The sequence below is a fragment of the Yinghuangia seranimata genome (genome assembly GCF_029953285.1).
Lineage (GTDB): Bacteria > Actinomycetota > Actinomycetes > Streptomycetales > Streptomycetaceae > Yinghuangia > Yinghuangia seranimata.
In genome coordinates this window covers 201758-221407 of record NZ_JASAOI010000038.1, presented here as the reverse complement: position 1 = coordinate 221407, position 19650 = coordinate 201758, and the positions used below count along the sequence as shown (strand labels likewise).

Annotated in this window: 18 protein-coding genes and 1 riboswitch; of the genes, 11 read left to right on the top strand and 7 right to left on the bottom strand. The window is 73.6% G+C overall.

Features of this window, described 5'->3' with window-relative positions; translation table 11 throughout:
- Window positions 1-94: 94 nt before the first annotated feature.
- From glyA to gcvT, 3 genes are all read right to left on the bottom strand, one after another.
- On the bottom strand, window positions 95-1360 hold the full coding sequence (glyA, locus tag QI554_RS24890) for a serine hydroxymethyltransferase (RefSeq protein WP_281472490.1): 1266 nt from the start codon (window positions 1358-1360) through the stop codon (window positions 95-97).
- 24 nt (window positions 1361-1384) lie between these two features.
- Window positions 1385-1774 carry a glycine cleavage system protein GcvH gene (gcvH, locus tag QI554_RS24885; RefSeq protein WP_281472488.1) on the bottom strand — a complete coding sequence of 130 codons (390 nt, stop codon included), beginning with the start codon at window positions 1772-1774 and terminating at the stop codon, window positions 1385-1387.
- Between the two features lie 81 nt (window positions 1775-1855).
- Window positions 1856-2971 carry a glycine cleavage system aminomethyltransferase GcvT gene (gcvT, locus tag QI554_RS24880; RefSeq protein ID WP_281472487.1) on the bottom strand — a complete coding sequence of 372 codons (1116 nt, stop codon included), beginning with the start codon at window positions 2969-2971 and terminating at the stop codon, window positions 1856-1858.
- Between the two features lie 371 nt (window positions 2972-3342).
- Window positions 3343-3458: riboswitch (glycine riboswitch) on the bottom strand.
- Between the two features lie 147 nt (window positions 3459-3605).
- Here gcvT and QI554_RS24875 point away from each other — a divergent pair.
- Both QI554_RS24875 and QI554_RS24870 read left to right on the top strand, forming a co-directional pair.
- Window positions 3606-4034, top strand: coding sequence for an OsmC family protein (locus tag QI554_RS24875; protein ID WP_281472485.1), 429 nt, complete (start codon window positions 3606-3608; stop codon window positions 4032-4034).
- Window positions 4035-4243: 209 nt separating this feature from the next.
- Entirely contained in the window at window positions 4244-4957 is a 714-nt protein-coding gene (locus QI554_RS24870) for an enhanced serine sensitivity protein SseB C-terminal domain-containing protein (protein WP_281472483.1), read from the top strand.
- A gap of 40 nt (window positions 4958-4997) precedes the next feature.
- Here QI554_RS24870 and QI554_RS24865 read toward each other — a convergent pair whose 3' ends face one another.
- The gene (locus QI554_RS24865) at window positions 4998-5273 is read right to left on the bottom strand and encodes a hypothetical protein (protein WP_281472481.1); all 276 of its coding nucleotides are present in this window, start codon (window positions 5271-5273) and stop codon (window positions 4998-5000) included.
- Between the two features lie 128 nt (window positions 5274-5401).
- Between QI554_RS24865 and QI554_RS24860 the strand changes: the two genes are divergently transcribed.
- Together QI554_RS24860 and QI554_RS24855 are read left to right on the top strand one after the other, a co-directional pair.
- A complete protein-coding gene (locus tag QI554_RS24860) occupies window positions 5402-6100 on the top strand; it encodes an enhanced serine sensitivity protein SseB C-terminal domain-containing protein (RefSeq protein ID WP_281472479.1) in 699 nt (232 codons plus the stop codon).
- A 26-nt stretch (window positions 6101-6126) separates the two neighbouring features.
- Window positions 6127-6726, top strand: coding sequence for a hypothetical protein (locus tag QI554_RS24855; RefSeq protein ID WP_281472477.1), 600 nt, complete (start codon window positions 6127-6129; stop codon window positions 6724-6726).
- Window positions 6727-6746: 20 nt separating this feature from the next.
- On the opposite strand, the gene QI554_RS24850 is transcribed toward QI554_RS24855, so the two are convergent.
- The gene (locus QI554_RS24850) at window positions 6747-8264 is read right to left on the bottom strand and encodes a DUF885 family protein (protein WP_281472474.1); all 1518 of its coding nucleotides are present in this window, start codon (window positions 8262-8264) and stop codon (window positions 6747-6749) included.
- 51 nt (window positions 8265-8315) lie between these two features.
- Between QI554_RS24850 and QI554_RS24845 the strand changes: the two genes are divergently transcribed.
- The 3 genes from QI554_RS24845 to mnmA all read left to right on the top strand — a co-directional run bounded on the left by QI554_RS24845 (window position 8316) and on the right by mnmA (window position 11968).
- Window positions 8316-8990 carry a trimeric intracellular cation channel family protein gene (locus QI554_RS24845; protein ID WP_281472472.1) on the top strand — a complete coding sequence of 225 codons (675 nt, stop codon included), beginning with the start codon at window positions 8316-8318 and terminating at the stop codon, window positions 8988-8990.
- 576 nt (window positions 8991-9566) lie between these two features.
- Complete coding sequence (locus QI554_RS24840; RefSeq protein ID WP_281472470.1) at window positions 9567-10754, top strand: cysteine desulfurase family protein; 1188 nt, start codon at window positions 9567-9569, stop codon at window positions 10752-10754.
- 62 nt (window positions 10755-10816) lie between these two features.
- Window positions 10817-11968, top strand: coding sequence for a tRNA 2-thiouridine(34) synthase MnmA (gene mnmA, locus QI554_RS24835; RefSeq protein WP_281472468.1), 1152 nt, complete (start codon window positions 10817-10819; stop codon window positions 11966-11968).
- 60 nt (window positions 11969-12028) lie between these two features.
- Here the strand turns inward: mnmA and QI554_RS24830 are convergent, their stop codons facing one another.
- Window positions 12029-13078, bottom strand: a complete 1050-nt coding sequence (locus tag QI554_RS24830; RefSeq protein WP_281472466.1) for an alpha-hydroxy acid oxidase — start codon at window positions 13076-13078, stop codon at window positions 12029-12031.
- On the bottom strand, window positions 13066-13863 hold the full coding sequence (locus QI554_RS24825) for a cytochrome P450 (RefSeq protein ID WP_281472463.1): 798 nt from the start codon (window positions 13861-13863) through the stop codon (window positions 13066-13068). Before QI554_RS24825 ends, QI554_RS24830 begins: the two co-directional genes overlap by 13 nt.
- 333 nt (window positions 13864-14196) lie before the next feature.
- Between QI554_RS24825 and QI554_RS24820 the strand changes: the two genes are divergently transcribed.
- The 4 genes from QI554_RS24820 (at window position 14197) to ligA (ending at window position 19490) form a co-directional block, all read left to right on the top strand.
- The gene (locus QI554_RS24820) at window positions 14197-15123 is read left to right on the top strand and encodes an alpha/beta hydrolase (RefSeq protein ID WP_281472461.1); all 927 of its coding nucleotides are present in this window, start codon (window positions 14197-14199) and stop codon (window positions 15121-15123) included.
- A gap of 235 nt (window positions 15124-15358) precedes the next feature.
- Window positions 15359-16069 carry a hypothetical protein gene (locus QI554_RS24815; RefSeq protein WP_281472459.1) on the top strand — a complete coding sequence of 237 codons (711 nt, stop codon included), beginning with the start codon at window positions 15359-15361 and terminating at the stop codon, window positions 16067-16069.
- Window positions 16070-16106: 37 nt separating this feature from the next.
- A complete protein-coding gene (locus QI554_RS24810) occupies window positions 16107-17198 on the top strand; it encodes a methionine synthase (RefSeq protein WP_281472456.1) in 1092 nt (363 codons plus the stop codon).
- Between the two features lie 57 nt (window positions 17199-17255).
- Complete coding sequence (ligA, locus tag QI554_RS24805; protein WP_281472454.1) at window positions 17256-19490, top strand: NAD-dependent DNA ligase LigA; 2235 nt, start codon at window positions 17256-17258, stop codon at window positions 19488-19490.
- Window positions 19491-19650 lie beyond the last annotated feature (160 nt).

Genomic DNA, 19650 nt, shown 5'->3' with positions numbered 1-19650 from the left:
GGGGGTGGGACGCCGAAGGGCCCGCACCGGGGGGTGCGGGCCCTTGGGGTCACCTCGTCGAGACCGGCTCACCCCGTGAGGCGAGCCACTCGCGTCAGAGGTTGGGGTACAGCGGGTGCTTCGCGGCCAGGGCCTCGGTGCGGGACTTGAGGGTGGCGCGCTTGGCTTCGTCGTAGTCGGGCTTGAGGGCTTCGACGATGACGTCGGCGACCTCGGCGAAGTCCTCGTCGGTGAAGCCGCGGGTGGCGAGGGCCGGGGTGCCGATGCGGAGGCCGGAGGTCTTCATCGGGGGCAGCGGGTCGTTGGGGACCGCGTTGCGGTTGACGGTGATGCCGACCTCGTGGAGGCGGTCCTCGGCCTCGCGGCCGTTCAGGTGGTTGTCGACGAGGTCGACGAGCACCAGGTGGACGTCGGTGCCGCCCGAGAGGACCTTGATGCCGGCCGCAGCCGCGTCCTCGCGGAGCAGGCGCTCGGCGAGGAGCTTCGCGCCGGCGAGGGTGCGGGTCTGGCGGTCCTTGAACTCCTCGCCGGCGGCGACCTTGAAGGCCACCGCCTTCGCGGCGATGACGTGCTCGAGGGGGCCGCCCTGGAGGCCGGGGAAGACCGCGGAGTTGATCTTCTTGATCAGCTCCTCCTTGGCGAGGATCGCGCCGCCGCGCGGGCCGCCGAGGGTCTTGTGGGTCGTCGTGGTGACGATGTGCGCGTGCTCGACCGGGTTGGGGTGCAGCCCCGCCGCGACCAGGCCCGCGAAGTGCGCCATGTCGACCCACAGGTACGCGCCGACCTCGTCGGCGATCCGGCGGAACGCCGCGAAGTCGAGCTGCCGCGGGTAGGCGGACCAGCCCGCGACGATCATCTTCGGCCGGTGCTCCTTGGCGAGCCGCTCGACCTCCGCCATGTCGACCAGTCCGGCCTCGTCCACCTTGTAGGAGACGACGTTGTACTGCTTGCCGGAGAAGTTGAGCTTCATGCCGTGCGTCAGGTGCCCGCCGTTGGCGAGGTCGAGGCCGAGCACGGTGTCGCCGGTCTCGAGGAGACCGAAGTACACGGCCGCGTTGGCCTGCGCGCCCGAGTGCGGCTGCACGTTGGCGGCTTCGGCGCCGAAGAGCGCCTTGAGGCGCTCGATGGCGAGGTTCTCGACGACGTCGACGTACTCGCAGCCGCCGTAGTAGCGGCGGCCCGGGTAGCCCTCGGCGTACTTGTTGGTCAGCACCGAGCCCTGTGCCTCGAGGACCGCGACGGGCGCGAAGTTCTCGGAGGCGATCATTTCCAGGGTGGACTGCTGGCGGTGCAGCTCGTCGGCGACGGCGGCGGCGACCTCAGGGTCCACCTCGGCCAGCGGACGGTCCAGGATCGTCACGGTAGGTCAGCTCCTCGGGCGCGGTCAGGCGCCGGTGTCGGTGAAGGCGGTGTACTCGTCTGCGGACAGCAGGCCGTCGACTTCGGCGGCCGGCGTGTCGAGGTGCACCTTGATCAGCCAGCCGTCGCCGTACGGGTCGGAGTTGACCAGGCTCGGGTCGTTCACGACCGCCTCGTTGACCTCCACGACCTCGCCGTCGGCGGGGGCGAAGATGTCGCTGACGGACTTGGTCGACTCCAGCTCGCCGCACGGCTCGCCCGCGGTGACCCGCGATCCGACCTCGGGGAGCTGGACGAAGACCACGTCGCCGAGGGCGTCGGCCGCGTGCTGCGAGATGCCGATGACGGCCGGGTTACCGTCCGTCGTCAGCCACTCGTGGTCCTTGCTGTAGAGCAGGTTCTGGGGTGCGCTCACAGGTCCATTCTCCATTCAGTGCGGGCTCCCCTGATCCTCAGGGGATTTTGCTGCGGTTTGTCGGTAAATCGGAGGGCGGGGTCAGGCCCGCTTGTAGAACGGCAGGGCGACCACGTCGACCGGCTCGGCGGTGCCGCGGACGTCCACCGCCAGACGGGTGCCCGGCTCGGCGCGGTCCAGCGGCACGTACGCCATCGCGATCGGCGCGCCCAGCGTCGGCGACGGCGCGCCGGAGGTGATCTCGCCGATCGGCTCCCGCGTCTCCGGGTCGAGGACGGCGTACCCGGCGCGCGGCACCCGGCGGCCCGGCGAGCGCAGGCCGACGAGCGTGGCGCGCGGGCCCTCCTTCTCGCGGGCGGCCAGCGCCTCGGAGCCGACGAAGCCCTCCGGCTTGTCCAGGCGCACGACGCGGCCGAGGTTGGCCTCGTACGGGGTGAGCGCGGTGGTCAGCTCGTGCCCGTACAGCGGCATGCCGGCCTCCAGGCGCAGCGTGTCGCGGCAGGACAGCCCGGCCGGGATGAGCCCGTGCCCGTCGCCGGCCTCGCGCAGCGCCTCCCACAGCCGCACCGCGTCGCCCGGCGCGCAGAACAGCTCGAAGCCGTCCTCGCCGGTGTAGCCGGTGCGGGCGAGCAGCACGTCGACGCCCGCGACGACGGCGCGGTCGGCGGCGTAGTACTTCACGACGTCCAGGTCGAGGTCGGTGAGCGGCGCCAGGATCTTGACGGCGTTGGGGCCCTGGACGGCCAGCAGCGCGTACTCCTCGGACCGGTCGGTGACGACGGTGTCGAAGCCGGCCGCGCGGGCGAGCAGCTCGCGGGCGACGACGGCGGCGTTGGACGCGTTGGCGACGACCATGAAGTCCGTCTCGCCCGTGCGGTAGACGATCAGGTCGTCGAGGATGCCGCCGTTCTCGTCGCAGATCATCGTGTAGCGGGCGCGGTCGACGCCGATCTTCGACACGTACCCGACCAGCGCGTGGTCGAGGGCGCGCGCGGCCTCCGGGCCGGTCACGGTGATCTCGCCCATGTGGGTGAGGTCGAACAGGCCGGCGGCCTCGCGCACCGCGCGGTGCTCGGCGGTCTCGCTGCCGTAGCGCAGCGGCATGCGCCAGCCCGCGAAGTCGGTCATCGTCGCGCCGAGCGCGTCGTGGACGGCGTCGAGCGGGGTACGGCGCTCGACCGAGGCGGTGGACGTCATCGGCTGGACTCCTCGCGGGTGTGGTGGTCCCGAACGCCATGATTTCGTACCGGTTCGTCCGCTGTCGTCCGCACGCGCGCGGGCGTGGCGGACCGCCGCACGCCGGAGGGCGCGCACACGGCGGGCCCGGCGGACGGCACGGGGACGAGACCGGAGACCGGACGGGGTACGGGATGGAACAGGTGGTCCACGAAGGAGGGCTCCCTGAACAACGTGCGGCTGCACCGCACGGTCGGATGGGTCGCCTCCCCCTCTGTCATGGACCTGAGAGCTTCACGCGCGGCCGCTCCGAGGGATCGGACGGTCCGCCGCTTGCACCGTGGGTGAGGCCCCGCCGCGCTGCGCGCACGGGACCTGCTTTCCAGAGTCGCCTCACCCACGCGGTACTTGGGCCTGAGAGTTTCCGGGGAGGAATTGCTCCTTCGGCGCCCCGCCGCACGCCCGCCGCGAGGCGGGGGCACGCCGGAGGCTCTCCCGCATGGGGTCGAGGGCCGGTGTGAAGTTGTTGGCGCATGCTATCGGTCCCGGGGTCCGCTGTGGGACGCGTGTCGGACGTTTTTCCAAGTCCCCCGGCCGGGGTGGCGTTGCTAGCGTGGGTCGCGTCCAACCAACGCATGTACAGGGAGGTTCGCCCGTGGCGACCACGCGCACCGCGACGACCGACTGGAAGGGCGCGCTCATCGGCGGGTCCGGCACCGTGTCGCTCGACAGCTCCGGGGTGGGCACCTACGAGGTGTCCTGGCCCTCGCGCGCCGAGGCGGCGAACGGCAAGACCAGCCCCGAGGAGCTCATCGCCGCGGCGCACTCGGCGTGCTACTCGATGGCGTTCTCGCACGCCCTGGCCGGCGCCGGCACGCCGCCGGAGTCGGTGCAGACGCAGGCGAACGTCACGTTCCAGCCCGGCGAGGGCATCACCGGCATCGTGCTGACCGTCAAGGCCCGCGTCCCGGGGATCAGCAAGGAGGACTTCGCGAACCTCGCGCAGAACGCCAAGGAGAACTGCCCCGTGAGCAAGGCGCTCACCGGCGCGCCGATCTCGCTCGAGGCCGAGCTGCTGCCGTAAAGCGCGCTGCGACACCGTGTGCGGCGGGGACCCGGGCGGGATGCCGGGTCCCCGCCGGGGTGTGCCGTTCACGGGGGGGGCCACCGGGTTGGGGGGGGGGCCGGGGGGGGGTGGCGGGGCCCCCGCCGCACACGCTTGTGCGCGCCCCTAGGCTGGGGACGAGATCCCAGACGCACTCGGGTCCGCGGACCCGCACTCGGAGGTGGCGCGTGGCCTTCCCGGCGAACTATGTCGAGCAGTGCCTGGTCGCGGCGATGCAGGACGCGTCGCGCACCGGCGAGCTCATCGACGCGCTCGCCGAGGCCGAGGTGTGGGTCCCGCTGCCGGCCGGCGGCGGCCCCGCGGACACCGAACTGACGCTGCCCACCACGGAGATCGGCGGCATGCCGTACGTCCCGGTGTTCAGCTCCGAGGAGCAGTTCCGCCGCGTTGCGGGCCCGATGCCGTGCACCGTCGCGCCGGTGCGCGAGTTCGCGCGCGGGCTGCCGCCGCACGTCGGGCTCGCGGTCAACCCGGGCGGCGAGGTCGGCATCCCGATACCGCCCGAGGGCGTCCTCGAACTGGCCCGCATGCCCGGCGCGGGCCGCATGGGCGCGCGCGTCACGCTCGCCGAGCCGAGCCCGGCCGAGGAGCCGTACGTGCTGCTCGCGGCCGCCGCCGAGGAGTTCGCCGTGACCCCCGTCGTGCTGACCGCCCGCCGCGCCCTGGGCGTGGTCGAGAACGACGCCCCCTGCCTGTTCATCGGCATCGAGCTGGACCGCTGGCAGGAGGAGGACCGGCGCGCCGCGGTCGGCGCCCTGGAGCGCGCGGTCGGCCGGACCGGCGCGCCGTGGCCGGTCAGCCTCGTGCTCATCGACCTCGCGCAGGACCCGATCGGCGACTGGATGCTCGACAGCGTGCGGCCGTTCTACGAGCGGCCCTGATCCGTCCCCGACGCGGGCGGCGTCGGTGGCGTCGGTGGCGTCAAGACGCAGACGGCTGCCCGTCCGGCGCCGGCACGACGCCGACCGGCGGCACGGGCGGGTGCGGCAGGAACCGCCGTCCCGGGCCGTCGTCCGACGCCCCGCCCTCGTCGGAGCCGCCTCCCGAGTGCTCGTTCCCGACCGTCGCCGGCGCCTCGGACGCGTGCCCGCCGAACAGGTCGGTGCCCGCCGCCAGCACGCACAGCAGCACGGCCGCCGCGACCGCGGCGGCTCTGCCGGCGATGCGGGCCCGGGGACGCGGGCTGGGGCGAGCCATACGATGAGCGTTCGACACGCTTGGCCGATTGTGCGGTTGCCGCGCCTTGCGGACCGACTCGATCACCCATTGGACGCAGCCCGCCCCTACCATGTGGACGTCGTCACGCAGGGCAAGGGGAGGGCATCGTGGCGTTTCCCGCCAACGAGGTCGAGCACGCACTGCGGCAGGTCGCGCCGCAGGGATACGAGGCATACGAGCGCCTGCTGGAGGGGCTGTCCCGCGGCCACGTGTGGATGCTGCTGTGGCAGGGCGAGCCCGGCAGCCCCGACGCGCAGTACGGGAACATGGAAGTGCACGGCGCCCATTACGCGCCCTGCTTCACCTCCGAGGAGCAGCTGCGCGAGAGCGGCTGGGACCGCGGCTGGGAAGTCCACGCCGTCATGGAGATCGCCGGCACGCTCTACCCCGACAAGTGGGGGCTGTGGCTGAACCCGCACATGCAGGGCGGCGGCGTCGGTGTCCCGTACCTCGACCTGCGGCGGATCGTCGGCGGCCTCGAACACCTCATGCCGGGCCCCCTGCGGGTCGGCGAACCGGCGCTGGACGACCAGGCGTTCTGGACGCTGCTCGCCGGCGAGCTGGGCCGCAGCGGCGTGGTGCGTGCCGCGCACCGCGCGTACGTCGAGCCCGCGCTCGGCCCGCCGCGGCTGGTCATCGGCATCCGCCTCGCCGACAACGACCCGGCGACCGTCGACCGCATGAAGGCGGCCATGGGCCGCGCGTCGGCGGCGCTCCAGGGCATCTCGATGTCCTCGGTGGCGCTCGACGACCCGTTCGACCCGGTCGCGGCGTGGATGCGCGACCAGACCCGGCCTTTCCTGTAGCCGAACCGTCTGGGAGAGTTCCGCGCGTGAACGAGATCCGGATGGTGCTGGCGCCGCAGCAGCGGGTGATGTTCCTCGTCCTCGGCGGTGTGTTCCTGGCGCTCGGCGCGCTGAACGTCGCGCTCGGGCTGAGTCCGGTCGGTGTGGTGCCGCTGGCGGTCGGCGTCATCCAGTTCGTCTACTACTTCTGGTTCGCGAGCTTCCATACGACGCTCACCCCGTGGGGTCTGGTCGCCAAGGGCTTCACGCAGCAGTCCTGGGCATGGGGCGAGATCGCGATGGTCGAGGGCAAGGGCCTGCTCGGCGGCCGGTACGTGCGGCTGACGCTCACGAGCGGGAAGCGCAAGCGGATCCGCGTCCCGATCAGCGCGCTCGGGCAGCGCGACCCGGAGTTCGACGCGAAGCTCGCGGCGATCTGGCAGTGGTGGCAGGCCGGCGTCGCGCAGATGTACGGGCAGCAGCCGTACGTGCAACCGGGGTTCCCGCAGCAGCAGTACCCGCAGCAGTACCCGCAGCAGTACGCACCGCCGGGGTACCCGCAGCAGCAGTACCCGCAGCAGCAGTACCCGCAGCAGTACCCGCCGCAGGCCCCCGGGCAGCCGCCGTACGGCAACCCGGGGGCCTGACCGCGTTCGCGCCGCTCCCGTCAGCCGCGCTCGACCGCCGTGCGGACCAGTCCCAGCGGCGGGCTGCCCAGGTCGAGCAGCGCGGTGTGGAAGCGCTCCAGGCTGAAGCCGTCGCCCCACGCCGTGCGGGCCTCCTCGCGCAGGTCGAGGAGCGCGAGCTTGCCCCACGTGTAGCAGCCGTAGTTCGCGTCGAACGTGCCGCGGCGCGCCTCACTGGCCGCGCCGGCGCGCGCGAGGTGGGCGTCCGCCATGAACCGCCGGGTGGACTCCTCGACGTCCATCGCACCGGTGTGCAGGCCGATCGCCGACGCCAGCCGGGTCACCCGGACCAGCGCCTCAAGCGCGACGCCGATACGGAACCGCGGGTCGTGCTCGCGGAAGCCCTCCTCGATGCAGACCTCTTCGATGTAATGCGCCCAGCCCTCGGCGAACGCCGACGACTGCAGCACCCGGCGCACCGGCGTGGCCGCGCGCCGGAGCGCACGCCCGTGCGCGAAGTGCCCGGGCGCCACCTCGTGCACCGTGACCGCCGGCAGGGTCGTGGCGCTGAAGATCGTCAGCCACTCCTCCTGCTCGTCGGCAGGCCACGACGGGTCCGGCGGGGTCACGAAGTACCAGGACGGCGCTTCGTCCTCGTACGGCGCGTTCCACGACATCATCGCCATCGCCCAGCGCATCGACTCGGGCGCCGGACCGACCTCGCACACCCCGTCCAGGTACGGCGCGAGCCGCTTCTCCCGGCTGAACGCGATGACCTCGGCGGTCTGCGCGCGGGCCTCGGCGAGCACGCCGTCCGCGTCCGGGTGGTCGGCCAGCAGCTCCGGCACGATCTCCGAGGGCCTGCGGGACGGGTCGTACGCCCGGCACGCGTCGGTCAGCATCGCCGTCAGCCGGTCGCGTTCGGCGTCGGCCTGCTCGGCCAGCCGCCCGAGGTCGACCTCCACCGCGTCGCCCGAGCCGATCAGCCGGGCCAGCGCGGGCGCGCCCAGTGCCGAGCTCGGGTCGCCGTGCTCGGCCGCCCGCTCCAGGTGCGCGACCAGCCGCTCCACCGCGGCGAGCGCACGCTCGCCGGCCTCGCCGTCCTCCGGCCGGACCGCGGCGCGCTGCCCGCGCGCCGCGCCGAGCAGCGCGTCGGCCACGGGCGCGGAGACCTGGTCGAGCGACGCGACGGCCATGTCCACGACCTCGGGCCACTGCGCGAGATGCCGCGCGCGGGCCTCGGCACGCTCCTCGGCGGGCGCGTACGCCTTGTCGTAGAACGCCAGTTCGAGGTTGTTCAGGTGCACGCGCGGGTCGCGGCGGTGCAGTTCGAGCTCGCCGTAGTAGACGCGGGCGTGCTCCTCGAACGCCGCGAGGTGCGCCTCGTCGTGCGGGTCCTCCAGCGGCGCGGCGCCGGCGCCGCCGCCGAGCCCGGACAGGCCCGCGCGGACGCCGTCCGGGGACAGGTCCTGGACCCGCCCGTCGTACTCGTGCAGGCCGGCCATCTCGCGGGCTTCGGCGAGGGACAGTTCGCAAAGGGCTCGCAGTCGGGCATCCATGGCGTGAGGCTATACCGGGGTCCGAATGGCGGACAGGGCACAATTTCCGCCATGCCGCCAGCCGAGATCTCCCAGATTTACAGCGACACCGTGCAGCAGGTCCTCGACCTCACGGGCATCTTCGTGTTCGCCGTCGCCGGTGCGCTGATGGCGGTACGGAAGAACTTCGACGTGATCGGGATCGTGCTGCTGGCCGAGGTCACGGCACTCGGCGGCGGTGTCATCCGCGACCTCATCATCGGCGCGGTGCCGCCCGCCGCGTTCACCGACATCGGCTACTTCTCGACGCCGCTGGCCGCGGCGGCCGTCGTGTTCTTCCTGCACCCGCAGGTCGAGCGGATCTCCGGCGCGATCGACGTGTTCGACGCCGCCGGCCTGGGGCTCTTCTGCGTCACCGGCACCGCGAAGGCGTTCGCGTACGGGCTCGGGCCCGTGCAGGCCGCCGCGCTCGGCGTGACCACCGCGGTCGGCGGCGGCGCGATACGCGACGTGCTCGCCCGGGAGATCCCCATGCTGCTGCGCTGGGACCGGGAGATCTACACGGTGCCCGCGCTGCTCGGCGCGGGACTGGTCGCGGTGCTCATCGAGACGGACACGTTCAACGCGGTCACCGCGACGTTCGCGGCGCTGTTCGCGTTCGGCTTCCGGGTGCTGGCGATCTGGCGGGGCTGGCGCGCGCCGCGCGCGTGGCGGCGCAACTCGGCGGTGTTCGAGCACTACGAGTGATCCGGGTGACGGGACGGGAATCCGTCCGGAAGCCGGGGCGATCGTCGCGCGTATCGGACACCGGGTCCGCGCCCACCCGTCTCCCGCCACGCGTGCCCGACGCCTCCGCCCGCGCCGCACGTGTCGGCGAACTGTGCGGCGCCGGCGTACCCCAAATGCCATGCCCTGCGTTGCACCATGCGTGTGGGAGATCCAACAGCCGCTGACCTACGACGTGACCGGGCCGCCCGCGCCCGCCGAGGGCTACCTCGCGGCGCGCCGGCGGGCGCTGCGGGACGCGCTCGACCGCCTCCTGCCGCCGGGCCCGCGGTACGGGCGACCGCCCGGGACACGGCGGCGCGGCCGCAGGCCGCGGCCGGCAGACCGACTGGGCAGAGCGGAACGCGGCCGTCCGCAAGCGGAGCAGCCCGCGACGGCGCCGCCCGGGAGCGGGTGAGCGCCGCGGCCCGGCCGCCCGTTTTTCGCCGGGCGCCCCGTTTCGCGCACCCCCGCGCGCCCCGTGCACCCGCCGGTCGTACGGCACCGTACGGCCACCCGGGGTGCGCCCAACCGCCCGCCACTAGACTTCGCAGTGCGATGGCCTACTTCGATCACGCGGCGACCACTCCGATGCGCGCCGAAGCCGTCCGGGCCATGACCGGACAGCTCACCGTCCTCGGCAACCCGTCGTCCCTGCACGCCTCCGGACGACGGGCCCGACGCGTCGTCGAGGAGTCCCGCGAGATCCTGGCGGAGGCGCTCGGCGCCCGCCCCAGCGAGATCGTCTACACCGCGGGCGGCACCGAGGCCGACAACCTCGCGGTGAAGGGCGTCTACTGGGCGCGCACCCAGGACCGGCCCGCCCGACGCCGCATCCTCGCCTCCCCGGTCGAGCACCACGCCGTCCTCGACCCGATCCTGTGGCTCGTCGAGCGCGAGGGCGCCGACGTCGAGTGGCTGGACGTCGACGCCGACGGCCGGGTCGCGCCCGAGGTGCTGCGCGCCGCGATCGCCCGCGACCCCGACAGCGTCGCGCTGGTCAGCGTCATGTGGGCGAACAACGAGGTCGGCACGGTGCAGCCGGTGGCCGAGCTGGTCGCGGTCGCGCACGAGTTCGGCGTCCCGATGCACGCCGACGCCGTCCAGGCGGTCGGTCAGATCCCGGTCGACTTCGCGGCGTCCGGCCTGGACGCCATGACCGTGTCCGGGCACAAGCTCGGCGGCCCGCTCGGCTGCGGCGCGCTGGTGCTGGCCCGGCACATGACCCCCGTCCCCGTCCTGCACGGCGGCGGCCAGGAACGCGACGTGCGCTCCGGCACCCTCGACACCCCCTCGATCGCGGCCTTCGCCGCCGCCGCCGAGATCGCCGTCCGCGAGCAGCCCGAATACGCCGCCCGCGTCGGCGCGCTGCGCGACAGCCTCGTGCGCCGCGTCGTCGACGAGATCCCGGACGCCGCCCTCAACGGCGACCCCCGCCTCGACCCGGCGTACCGGCTGCCCGGCAACGCGCACTTCTCCTTCCCGGGCTGCGAGGGCGACTCCCTCCTGCTGCTCCTCGACGCGCGCGGCATCGAGTGCTCGACGGGCTCCGCCTGCTCGGCCGGCGTCGCCCAGCCCAGCCACGTCCTGCTGGCGATGGGCGCCGACGGCGCGCGCGCCCGCGGCTCGCTGCGCTTCAGCCTCGGCCACACCTCGACGGCCGCCGAGGTCGACGAGCTGATCGACGCCATCGGGCCCGTCGTGTCCCGGGCCCGCATGGCCGGCCTGACCGCGCAGCGGCGGTGAGCGCGGGGCAGGTCGAAACTCCGGGGAGAGCGGCCCCGGGCACCCCGTACCCTGGATGGGCCATGACTGATCACGCCGCCACCCCCGAAACCCCGGACACCCCGCGCAAGCTCAGGGTGCTCGCCGCCATGTCCGGCGGCGTCGACTCCGCGGTCGCCGCCGCCCGCGCGCACGAGGCCGGGCACGAGGTGACCGGCGTCCACCTGGCGCTGTCGCAGAACCCGCAGTCGTTCCGCACCGGCGCGCGGGGCTGCTGCACGCTGGAGGACTCGCGGGACGCGCGGCGGGCCGCCGACGTCATCGGCATCCCCTTCTACGTGTGGGACCTCGCCGAGCGGTTCCGCGAGGACGTCATCGAGGACTTCTTCGCCGAGTACGAGGCCGGCCGCACCCCCAACCCGTGCCTGCGCTGCAACGAGAAGATCAAGTTCGCGGCGCTGCTCGACCGCGCCCTCGCACTCGGCTTCGACGCCGTGTGCACCGGCCACTACGCGGTCATCGTCGACAGCCCCGCCGGGCGCGAGCTGCACCGGTCCGCCGACCACGGCAAGGACCAGTCGTACGTGCTCGGCGTGCTCGACGCCGACCAGCTCGCGCACGCGCTGTTCCCGCTCGGCGCCGACACCAAGGACGCGGTGCGCGAGGAGGCCGAGCGCCGCGGCCTCGCCGTCGCGCGCAAGCCCGACAGCCACGACATCTGCTTCATCGCGGACGGCGACACCCAGGCGTTCCTCGCCACCCGGCTCGGCAAGACGCCCGGCGACATCGTCGACGCCGACGGAGCCAAGATCGGCGAGCACGAGGGCGCCTACGCGTACACCGTCGGCCAGCGCAAGGGGCTGCGCATCGGCACCCCGGCCGCCGACGGCAAGCCGCGCTACGTCCTCGACATCTCCCCGGTCACGAACACCGTCACCGTGGGCCCCGCCGAGGCGCTCAACGTCAGCGAGCTCACCGGCATCCGCCCGCGCTGGTGCGGCGAGGCGCCGACCGGCGTGCTCGAGTGCACCGCGCAGGTGCGCGCGCACGGCGACGAGTACCCGGCGGTCGCCGAGATCGCGGAGGACGGCGCCTCGGTGCGGGTGCGGCTGCGCGAACCGATGCGCGGCGTCGCACGCGGCCAGGCCGTCGTGCTGTACGTCGGGACCCGGGTGGTCGGCTCGGCCACGATCGACGCGACGGTCCGCGCGGAGGCGGGTGCGGGGGCGGCCTGACGGCCGCGCCCCACGCCCCGACACGGCCTCACCCGCCGCTGCCGAAACGGGTCACGAACGTCACGGCCCCGCCCGCACCAGGTCGCGGGTCGCCTCGTGCGGGGTGCGGCAGCCGGTGAACGCCAGCACCCGCGTCACGTCCGCGACCAGTTCGCGCAGGTACTCGGCCGCCCCCGGGACACCGCCCGCCGCCAGCGCCCACAGCACCGGACGGCCGACGAACGCCGCCCGCGCGCCGAGCGCCAGCGCCTTGACCACGTCCGCGCCGTTGCGGATCCCGCCGTCCACGTAGACCTCGGCGCGCCCGGCCACCGCGTCGACGACCTCGGCCAGCACCCCGGCCGTGGCCGCGCAGCCGTCGAACTGCCGTCCGCCGTGGTTCGAGACGGCGATCGCGGCCGCGCCCGCGGCGACGCAGCGCGCCGCGTCGTCGCCCCGCAGCACACCCTTGACCACCACCGGGAGCCCCGACCACTCGGCGAAGCGGCCGATGTCGTCGAACGTCATGCCGCGGTCGAACCCCGTGATCGCGGTCGTCAGGCCGCCGACGTGCGCGAGGTTGGGGAAACGCAGGTCGTCCGGGGGAGCGAACGCCCCCTTGGCGAACCGCGATCGGCGCGGGACCGCCGCGCCGTCCACGCACACCACCACCGCACGCGCGCCCGACTCCCCGGCCTTTTCGGCGAGTTCGCGGGAGAGCCCGTGGTCGCGGAACAGGTACATCTGCGCCCACGAAGGGGTACCCTCCGCAGCCCGCGCGACGTCGGCGTAGGAGTGGTTCGCGAACATCGAGACGGCGAGCAGCAGTCCCGCGTCTCCAGCAGCCCGCGCGGTGGCGAGTTCGCCGTCCGGGTGCACGAGTTGGTGCATCGCGGTCGGTGCGATCGCGACCGGCGCGGCGACCGGCACGCCCAGCAGTTCGGTGCGCAGGTCCATGTCGGCGACGTCGCGCAGCACGTGCGGACGCAGCGCGAGACCGCGCCACGCCTCGACGTTCGCGCGCAACGTCACCTCGTCGCCGCTGCCACCCGATATATAGGCGTGCGTCGCGGGAGGCAGCGCGTCCCGCGCCGCCTCCTCGCCGAACCGGTCGAGCATCAGGCCTCCCACGGGGTCAGGACACAGGGCAGCGTGCGGTGGCCGTTCGCCCAGAACACCGGGCTCGGGTCCGGGACGAAGTCGTCGACCAGCCGCAACTCCAGGACCTGGTCGCACAGTTCCGCCAGTACCGCGAGCGCCTGGGTGCGCGCCAGCGCGGCACCCGGGCACGCGTGCGGGCCGGCGCCGAACGCCAGGTGGTCGTGCGGCCGCGCGCGGTCGAGGCGCAGCGTGTCCGGGTCGTCGTACACCTCCCGGTCGCGATTGGCCGCCGCGAGGTCCAGCACGATCCGGTCGCCGGGGGCCAGCGGGCGGCCGCCCACCTCGGCCGGGGCGAGCGTCTCCCGTCCGAGCAGCCGCACCGGCGTGTCCAAACGCAGCGACTCCTCGACCACGACCGGCAGCAGCCCGCGGTCGTTGCGGAGCGTCGTGTAGAGCTCCGGCCACGAGGCCAACGTGTGCAGGCAGTTGCCGATCAGGTCCCGGGCGGCCTCGGTGGCGTGCGCGTCGCTCAGGCCGACGACCGGGAACCCGGGCGCGTGCGCGGTCACGGCACTCGGCAACGGATCGGCGACCGCGGCGACCAGGTCGACCGGCTTGCCGCCGGCCGACAACGCGACGGCGTCCTCGACCAGCCGCGCCGCCGTGGCCCGGACGAACGGCTCGGCGGACCGCAGCACCTCGTCCGCGGCCGGCAGCGCGCCGGTCTCCATGAACGAACCGGCGAACCGTTGGACGTCGTCGAGCGCCGCGCGGACCTCCGCCGCGCGAGCGAAGTGGTGTACGTCATCCGGCACTTCGACCTCCCGTGACCGCACGGAACGGACCGGCGCGGGGCGGGTCGGCCCGCCGCGAGCGCCGCTCGCACGCTACCGGCGGGCAGGCGAGGCCTCCAGACCGCTTCGCGCCGGTCCGCTTCGACCGGGTGCCTGCGGGGAACGAAACCCCGAGGCAACACCGCCGCGACGCCGTCCGGTGATCGGCAGATCTCTCGTTACTCAGAAGGCAACTTCGGTGACTGGCTGGGTAAGAGTAGGTAGCGAAACGACTTTCCGGCCCGCGTTCCCCGCGCCGACCGGGTCGTATCGCCGGCTGGGACTTTCGGGACTCGGGGGCTTGGGAGGGGAGCGATGGCCGCAATCGTGCTGGTGCACGGGATCGCACAGGAGTTCAGGTCGGCCCGCAGCCTGGAGGACGAGTGGCTGCCCCGGCTGGCCCGCGGTGTGAAAGCCGCCGGCTACCCGGAGACCGCCGACCGGCTGTGGAAGTACCGCCACACCCGGCGCGGCATCGACGCGCGGATGGCCTTCTACGGCGACGTCATGCGCCGCCACCCGTCGCAGCCCGACGGCCCCGACGTCGGCGACCTGCGCCACGAGATGGCCGACCGCATAGGCCGCGAATGGCTCGACCGCGCCGCCGCGCGCAGCTCCGCCCCGCCCGAGCGGCAGCGGGCCGCCCGCGAGATCGCCCGCCTCGAAGGCGGCCCCGACCAGACCGGGCGCACCGTCGTCCTGTCCCCGACCTGCGGGCTTTCAGGCCTCAAGTGGTTCGCCGCCGACGGGCCGGGCTCGGCCGGCGGGTTCGTCACCAAGGCGCTCGCCCAGCTCACCCGCTACCTGACCGACGACCAGACCCGCACACGCGTCCTCGACCGGGTCGCCGCCGACATCGGCTTCGACACCCGCGTGGTGATCGGCCACTCGCTGGGCGCGGTCGTCGCGTACGAGGTCGCGCACCGGCTGCGCCGCCCGCTCCCGCTGCTGATCACGCTCGGCTCGCCGCTCGGCCCCGACACCGTGATCGACGACTGGGTGCGCCCGCAGCCCGCGCAGCCGCCCGCGTACGTGGAACGCTGGATCAACCTCGCGGACCGCGACGACCTGATCGCCGCGGAACCCCTGCTCGCCCGGCTGTTCCCCGGCCGCCAGGCCGAGGCCGGCCCGGAACTCCGCAGCGGCTACACGCTCGAACACGGCGCCGCACCGCACAATCCGGACTTCTACCTGATGCGCCGCGAGATCGGAAAGAGCGTCGGAGAGGCCTTCGCCGCGTAACCCGCGGCCGTCGCCCGACCGCCGACGCCGCCCGACGGATGACCGACGCACACCGGCCGCCACCCGGCCGACCCACACCCCTACGTCGACGAGCCCGGACCGGCATCCTGCGGTCCGGGCTCGTCGGCGTCCGGGGCGCGATGTGACGAACACCGTGATCCCACCGCCTGGTTGTGTCCGGAGTCCTCTGCTAGCGTTCCCGATCCGCGTCACGGAGAGCAACGGGGGCTGCCCTGTGGGGGCGATAAGACGGGTGCTGATCCCGGCGGTGCTGATGCCGTCCATGCTGCTGGGTGTCGGGTGCGACGACGATGACGAACACGGGGTCGGGGCACACCCGTCCGCGCCTCCGCTGACCGCCGCGCAACTGACCGCGGCCCGGCTGACCGCCGCCGACGCGCCGCCCGGGTTCACCGCCGCGCCGGTGACCGAACGCTCCGACACCGGCTCGCCCGTCACCGACGACCGGGCCTGCCAGCCGCTGCTCGACCTGGCCGCCGCCTTCGACACACACGGCCCCGGCCGCCCCCTCGCCGACACCCGCCTCGTGGCGCGCCCGACCGCGGGCCCCGACGTGCCGGTCGCCGTCTACCTCGCCGCCTACCCGCCGGGCACCCTCGACGGCCTCGTCGCGGCGGCCCGCCGCGCGCTCCCGAACTGCCACACGTCGACGGGCTGGTCCGGCGGCCGCGCGACCCGGTACGAACTCACCGCCCTGCCCGCCCCGGCCCCGGCCGGCGCGCCGCCGATCGGCGACGAGGCCTTCTCCTTCCTGCTGGCCACCCACCCGGCCGACATGTCCGCCGCCACCGCCGGTGTCACCGTCGTGCGCGCCGGCTCGACCCTGGTCGTCCTGACCCGCACCGACCACGTCGGCCACACCGCGGAGGCGCCCGCCGCCGACCTCGCCCGGCGCCAGGCCGAGCGGGTCGCGGCGGCCCGGTGACCGGCGTACGCGGGCGCGCGGTCAGTACCCTCTCCCCGTGACCAGCAGCGGCGACAGCACCAAGACCTACCCCTGGGCCCCGGGCAGCGCGACCGGGGTCGGATCCCTGCCGGGGACCGACGTGCGCGAGGCGGTGCGCCTGATCGTCGGCGAGCTGCCGGCCTTCCCGCACCTGCCCGAGCTGCCGGAGCGCGGCGTCGGGGCGGACCTGACCGGGCGCGGCGCCGGGCTGCTCGTCGACCTGTACGCCGAGGTCCAGCCGTCCGGCTGGCGGTTCACCGACCGGCCGGGGCGCGACCACCGGCGGGCCGTGTCGTGGCTGCGCGAGGACCTGGACGCGCTGGAGGAGTTCACCCAGGAGTACACCGGCCCGCTCAAGGTGCAGGTGGCCGGCCCGTGGACGCTCGCCGCGACCCTCGAACTGGTGCACGGCGACAAGGCGTTGGCCGACCCGGGCGCGTGCCGCGACCTGGCCGGGTCGCTCGCCGAGGGACTGCGCGGCCACGTCGCCGACCTGCGCAAGCGGGTGCCCGGGGCCGAGCTGGTCGTGCAGTTCGACGAGCCGGCGCTGCCCGCCGTGCTGTCCGGCACCGTGCCGACCGCGAGCGGGTTCGGCAAGCTGCGCGCGGTCGACAAGGCGGTCGTGCGCGAACACCTGCGCACCGTCGTCGACGCGGTCGGCGTCCCCACCGTCGTGCACAGCTGCGCGCCCGGGGTACCGGTCGGACTGCTGCGCGAGGCCGGGGTGCGGGCGGTGTCGCTGGACTTCACACTGCTGCGGGACCGCGACGAGGAGGAGATCGGCGAAGCGGTCGAGGACGGCGTCGGCTTCCTGTTCGGGGTCATCCCGTCGACGGCTCCGCAGGCGCCCTCCAACCGTGTGGCCAACCGCGCCACGACCAGGGGAAACACCGGTGTGGGAGCGCGGCCGCTGTCAGACCCGGCCGGTACCGTCAGGGGTGTCAAGGCGCTGTGGAGGCGGCTGGGTTTCCGTCCGGAGGCACTGGGCGAGGCCGTGGTCGTCACACCGACGTGCGGTCTGGCCGGAGCCGATCCGGCGTGGGTCCGCCGGGTGCTCAAGCACAGTGTCGAGGCGGCCCAGGTGCTGTACGAGGCGCCTGAGGGATGAGATACAACGTAACGGACATAATTCGCCGGACCACCGGTACCGCTGGAGGTTGACGACGTGGCTGCTGACCTGACCGACGCCGAGGGCATCCCCGCCGAGGTGCGCGAGCGGGCGGTGACGCTGGCCAAGGAGCTCGAGGAGCACCGCTTCCGGTACTACGTCAAGGACGCCCCGACGGTCAGCGACGCCGAGTTCGACACGCTGATGCGCGAACTCGAGGCGATCGAGGAGACGTACCCGGCGCTGCGCACCCCCGACTCGCCCACGCAGACCGTCGGCGGCGCGCCCGCGGCGGACATGGTCAAGGTCGACCACGTCGAGCGCCTGCTCAGCCTCGACAACGCGATGAACGACGAGCAGCTCGACGAGTGGGTCGACCGGCTGCACAAGGACCTCGCGGGCGCCGAGTTCCACTACCTGTGCGAGCTGAAGATCGACGGCCTCGCGATCAACCTGCTGTACGAGAACGGCGAGCTGGTCCGCGCGCTGACCCGCGGCGACGGCCGCACCGGCGAGGACGTCACCGCGAACGTCCGCACCATCGACGAGATCCCGGTCCGGCTGCGCGACGACGGCGGCCACGACATCCCCGAGCTCGTCGAGATCCGCGGCGAGATCTACTTCCCGATCGCGAAGTTCGCCGACCTCAACGCCAAGCGCGTCGAGGACGGGGACAAGCCCTTCGCGAACCCGCGCAACGCCGCGGCGGGCGTGGCGCGCATGAAGGACCCCCGGACCGTGGCCCAGATGCCGCTGCACATGATCGTGCACGGCATCGGCGCCCGGCGCGGCTTCGACATCGACTGCCAGTCGCACGCGTACGACAAGCTGCGCGCGTGGGGCCTGCCGACCGCGCGGCACAACAAGGTCGTCAAGACCGTCGACGAGGTGAAGGAGTTCATCCGGTACTTCGACGACAACCGCAACTCGGTCGAGCACGAGATCGACGGCGTCGTGGTGAAGGTCGACGAGATCCCGCTGCAGGGCCGGCTCGGCGCGACCTCGAAGGCGCCGCGCTGGGCGATCGCCTTCAAGTACCCGCCGCAGGAGGTCAACACCAAGCTGCTCGACATCAAGGTCAACGTCGGGCGGACCGGCCGGGTGACGCCGTACGCGGTGATGGCGCCGGTCACGGTGGCCGGCACCACCGTGGCCTACGCGACGCTGCACAACCAGGACGTGGTCAAGGCCAAGGGCGTGCTCATCGGCGACACGGTCGTGCTGCGCAAGGCCGGCGAGATCATCCCGGAGGTCCTCGGCCCGGTCGTCGACCTGCGCGACGGCACCGAGCAGGCGTTCGTGATGCCGACGCACTGCCCCGAGTGCGACTCCGAGCTGCGGCCGATGAAGGAGGGCGACGTCGACCTGCGCTGCCCGAACGCCCGCTCGTGCCCGGCGCAGCTGCGTGAGCGCGTCTTCCACCTCGCGGGCCGCAAGGCGCTCGACATCGACGGGCTGGGCTACGTCGCGGCCACCGCGCTGACCCAGCCGCTGGAGCCGGCCGAGCCGCCGCTGCGCGACGAGGGCGACCTGTTCGACCTGACCGTCGAGCAGCTGCTGCCGATCAAGGTGCTGGTGCGCGACCCGAAGACCGGCATGCCGAAGGTCGACGACGAGACCGGCGAGCAGAAGGTCATGTCGTTCTTCGCGAACCAGCAGGGCGAGCCGAAGAAGGCGGTCGAGGTCCTGCTGGAGGGCCTGGAGGCGGCGAAGAAGCAGCCGTTGTGGCGGGTGCTCACGGCGCTGTCGATCCGGCACGTCTCCGACACCACCGCCCGCGCGATCACCGCCGAGTTCCGCGACCTGGACCGGCTCGCGAACGCGACCGCCGAGGAGATCGCGGCGGTCGACACCGTCGGCCCGATCGTCGCCGAGGCGGTCGTCGAGTGGTTCGCCGAGGACTGGCACCGCGAGATCATCGAGAAGTGGCGCCGGGCCGGCGTCCGCTTCGTCGACGAGGGCGGCGCGGAGAAGGTCCCCGGCGCGCTCACCGGCCTGACGACCGTGGTGACCGGGACGCTCGTGAACTTCACGCGCGACGGCGCCAAGGAGGCGCTGGAGGCCGAGGGCGCCAAGGTGACCGGGTCGGTCTCGAAGAAGACCGACTTCGTGGTCGTCGGCGACAACCCGGGCTCGAAATACGACAAGGCGGTCGCGCTCGGCGTGCCGGTCCTCGACGACGAGGGGTTCGCGGTGCTGCTCGCCGACGGTCCGGACGCGGCGCGCGCCTGGGTCGCGGCGCGGGCCGGCGAGACCCCGGAATCCGCGGACGAGGCCGCCGCGGAGGGCTGACCGGCCGCCGCCCCGGAGCGGGTCACGGCACCTGACGCACCGTCAGGTGCCGTGTGCGGCAAGGGAAACGGAAGGCAGTGTTCCGATTCGACCTTGGCGATAAAGCTCCCCACTTCACGATCCGCGTCCTACCCTGATCGGGAACCCGGTTCGCGCCGGG

What these genes read in the sequence shown, in the direction of transcription:
- QI554_RS24850 (WP_281472474.1), bottom strand. Translation starts at nt 8,264, where the DNA reads ATGGATGCCCGACTGCGAGCCCTTTGCGAACTGTCCCTCGCCGAAGCC.
- QI554_RS24865 (WP_281472481.1), bottom strand. Translation starts at nt 5,273, where the DNA reads ATGGCTCGCCCCAGCCCGCGTCCCCGGGCCCGCATCGCCGGCAGAGCC.
- QI554_RS24845 (WP_281472472.1), top strand. Translation starts at nt 8,316, where the DNA reads ATGCCGCCAGCCGAGATCTCCCAGATTTACAGCGACACCGTGCAGCAG.
- QI554_RS24820 (WP_281472461.1), top strand. Translation starts at nt 14,197, where the DNA reads ATGGCCGCAATCGTGCTGGTGCACGGGATCGCACAGGAGTTCAGGTCG.
- mnmA (WP_281472468.1), top strand. Translation starts at nt 10,817, where the DNA reads ATGACTGATCACGCCGCCACCCCCGAAACCCCGGACACCCCGCGCAAG.
- gcvT (WP_281472487.1), bottom strand. Translation starts at nt 2,971, where the DNA reads ATGACGTCCACCGCCTCGGTCGAGCGCCGTACCCCGCTCGACGCCGTC.
- QI554_RS24840 (WP_281472470.1), top strand. Translation starts at nt 9,567, where the DNA reads ATGGCCTACTTCGATCACGCGGCGACCACTCCGATGCGCGCCGAAGCC.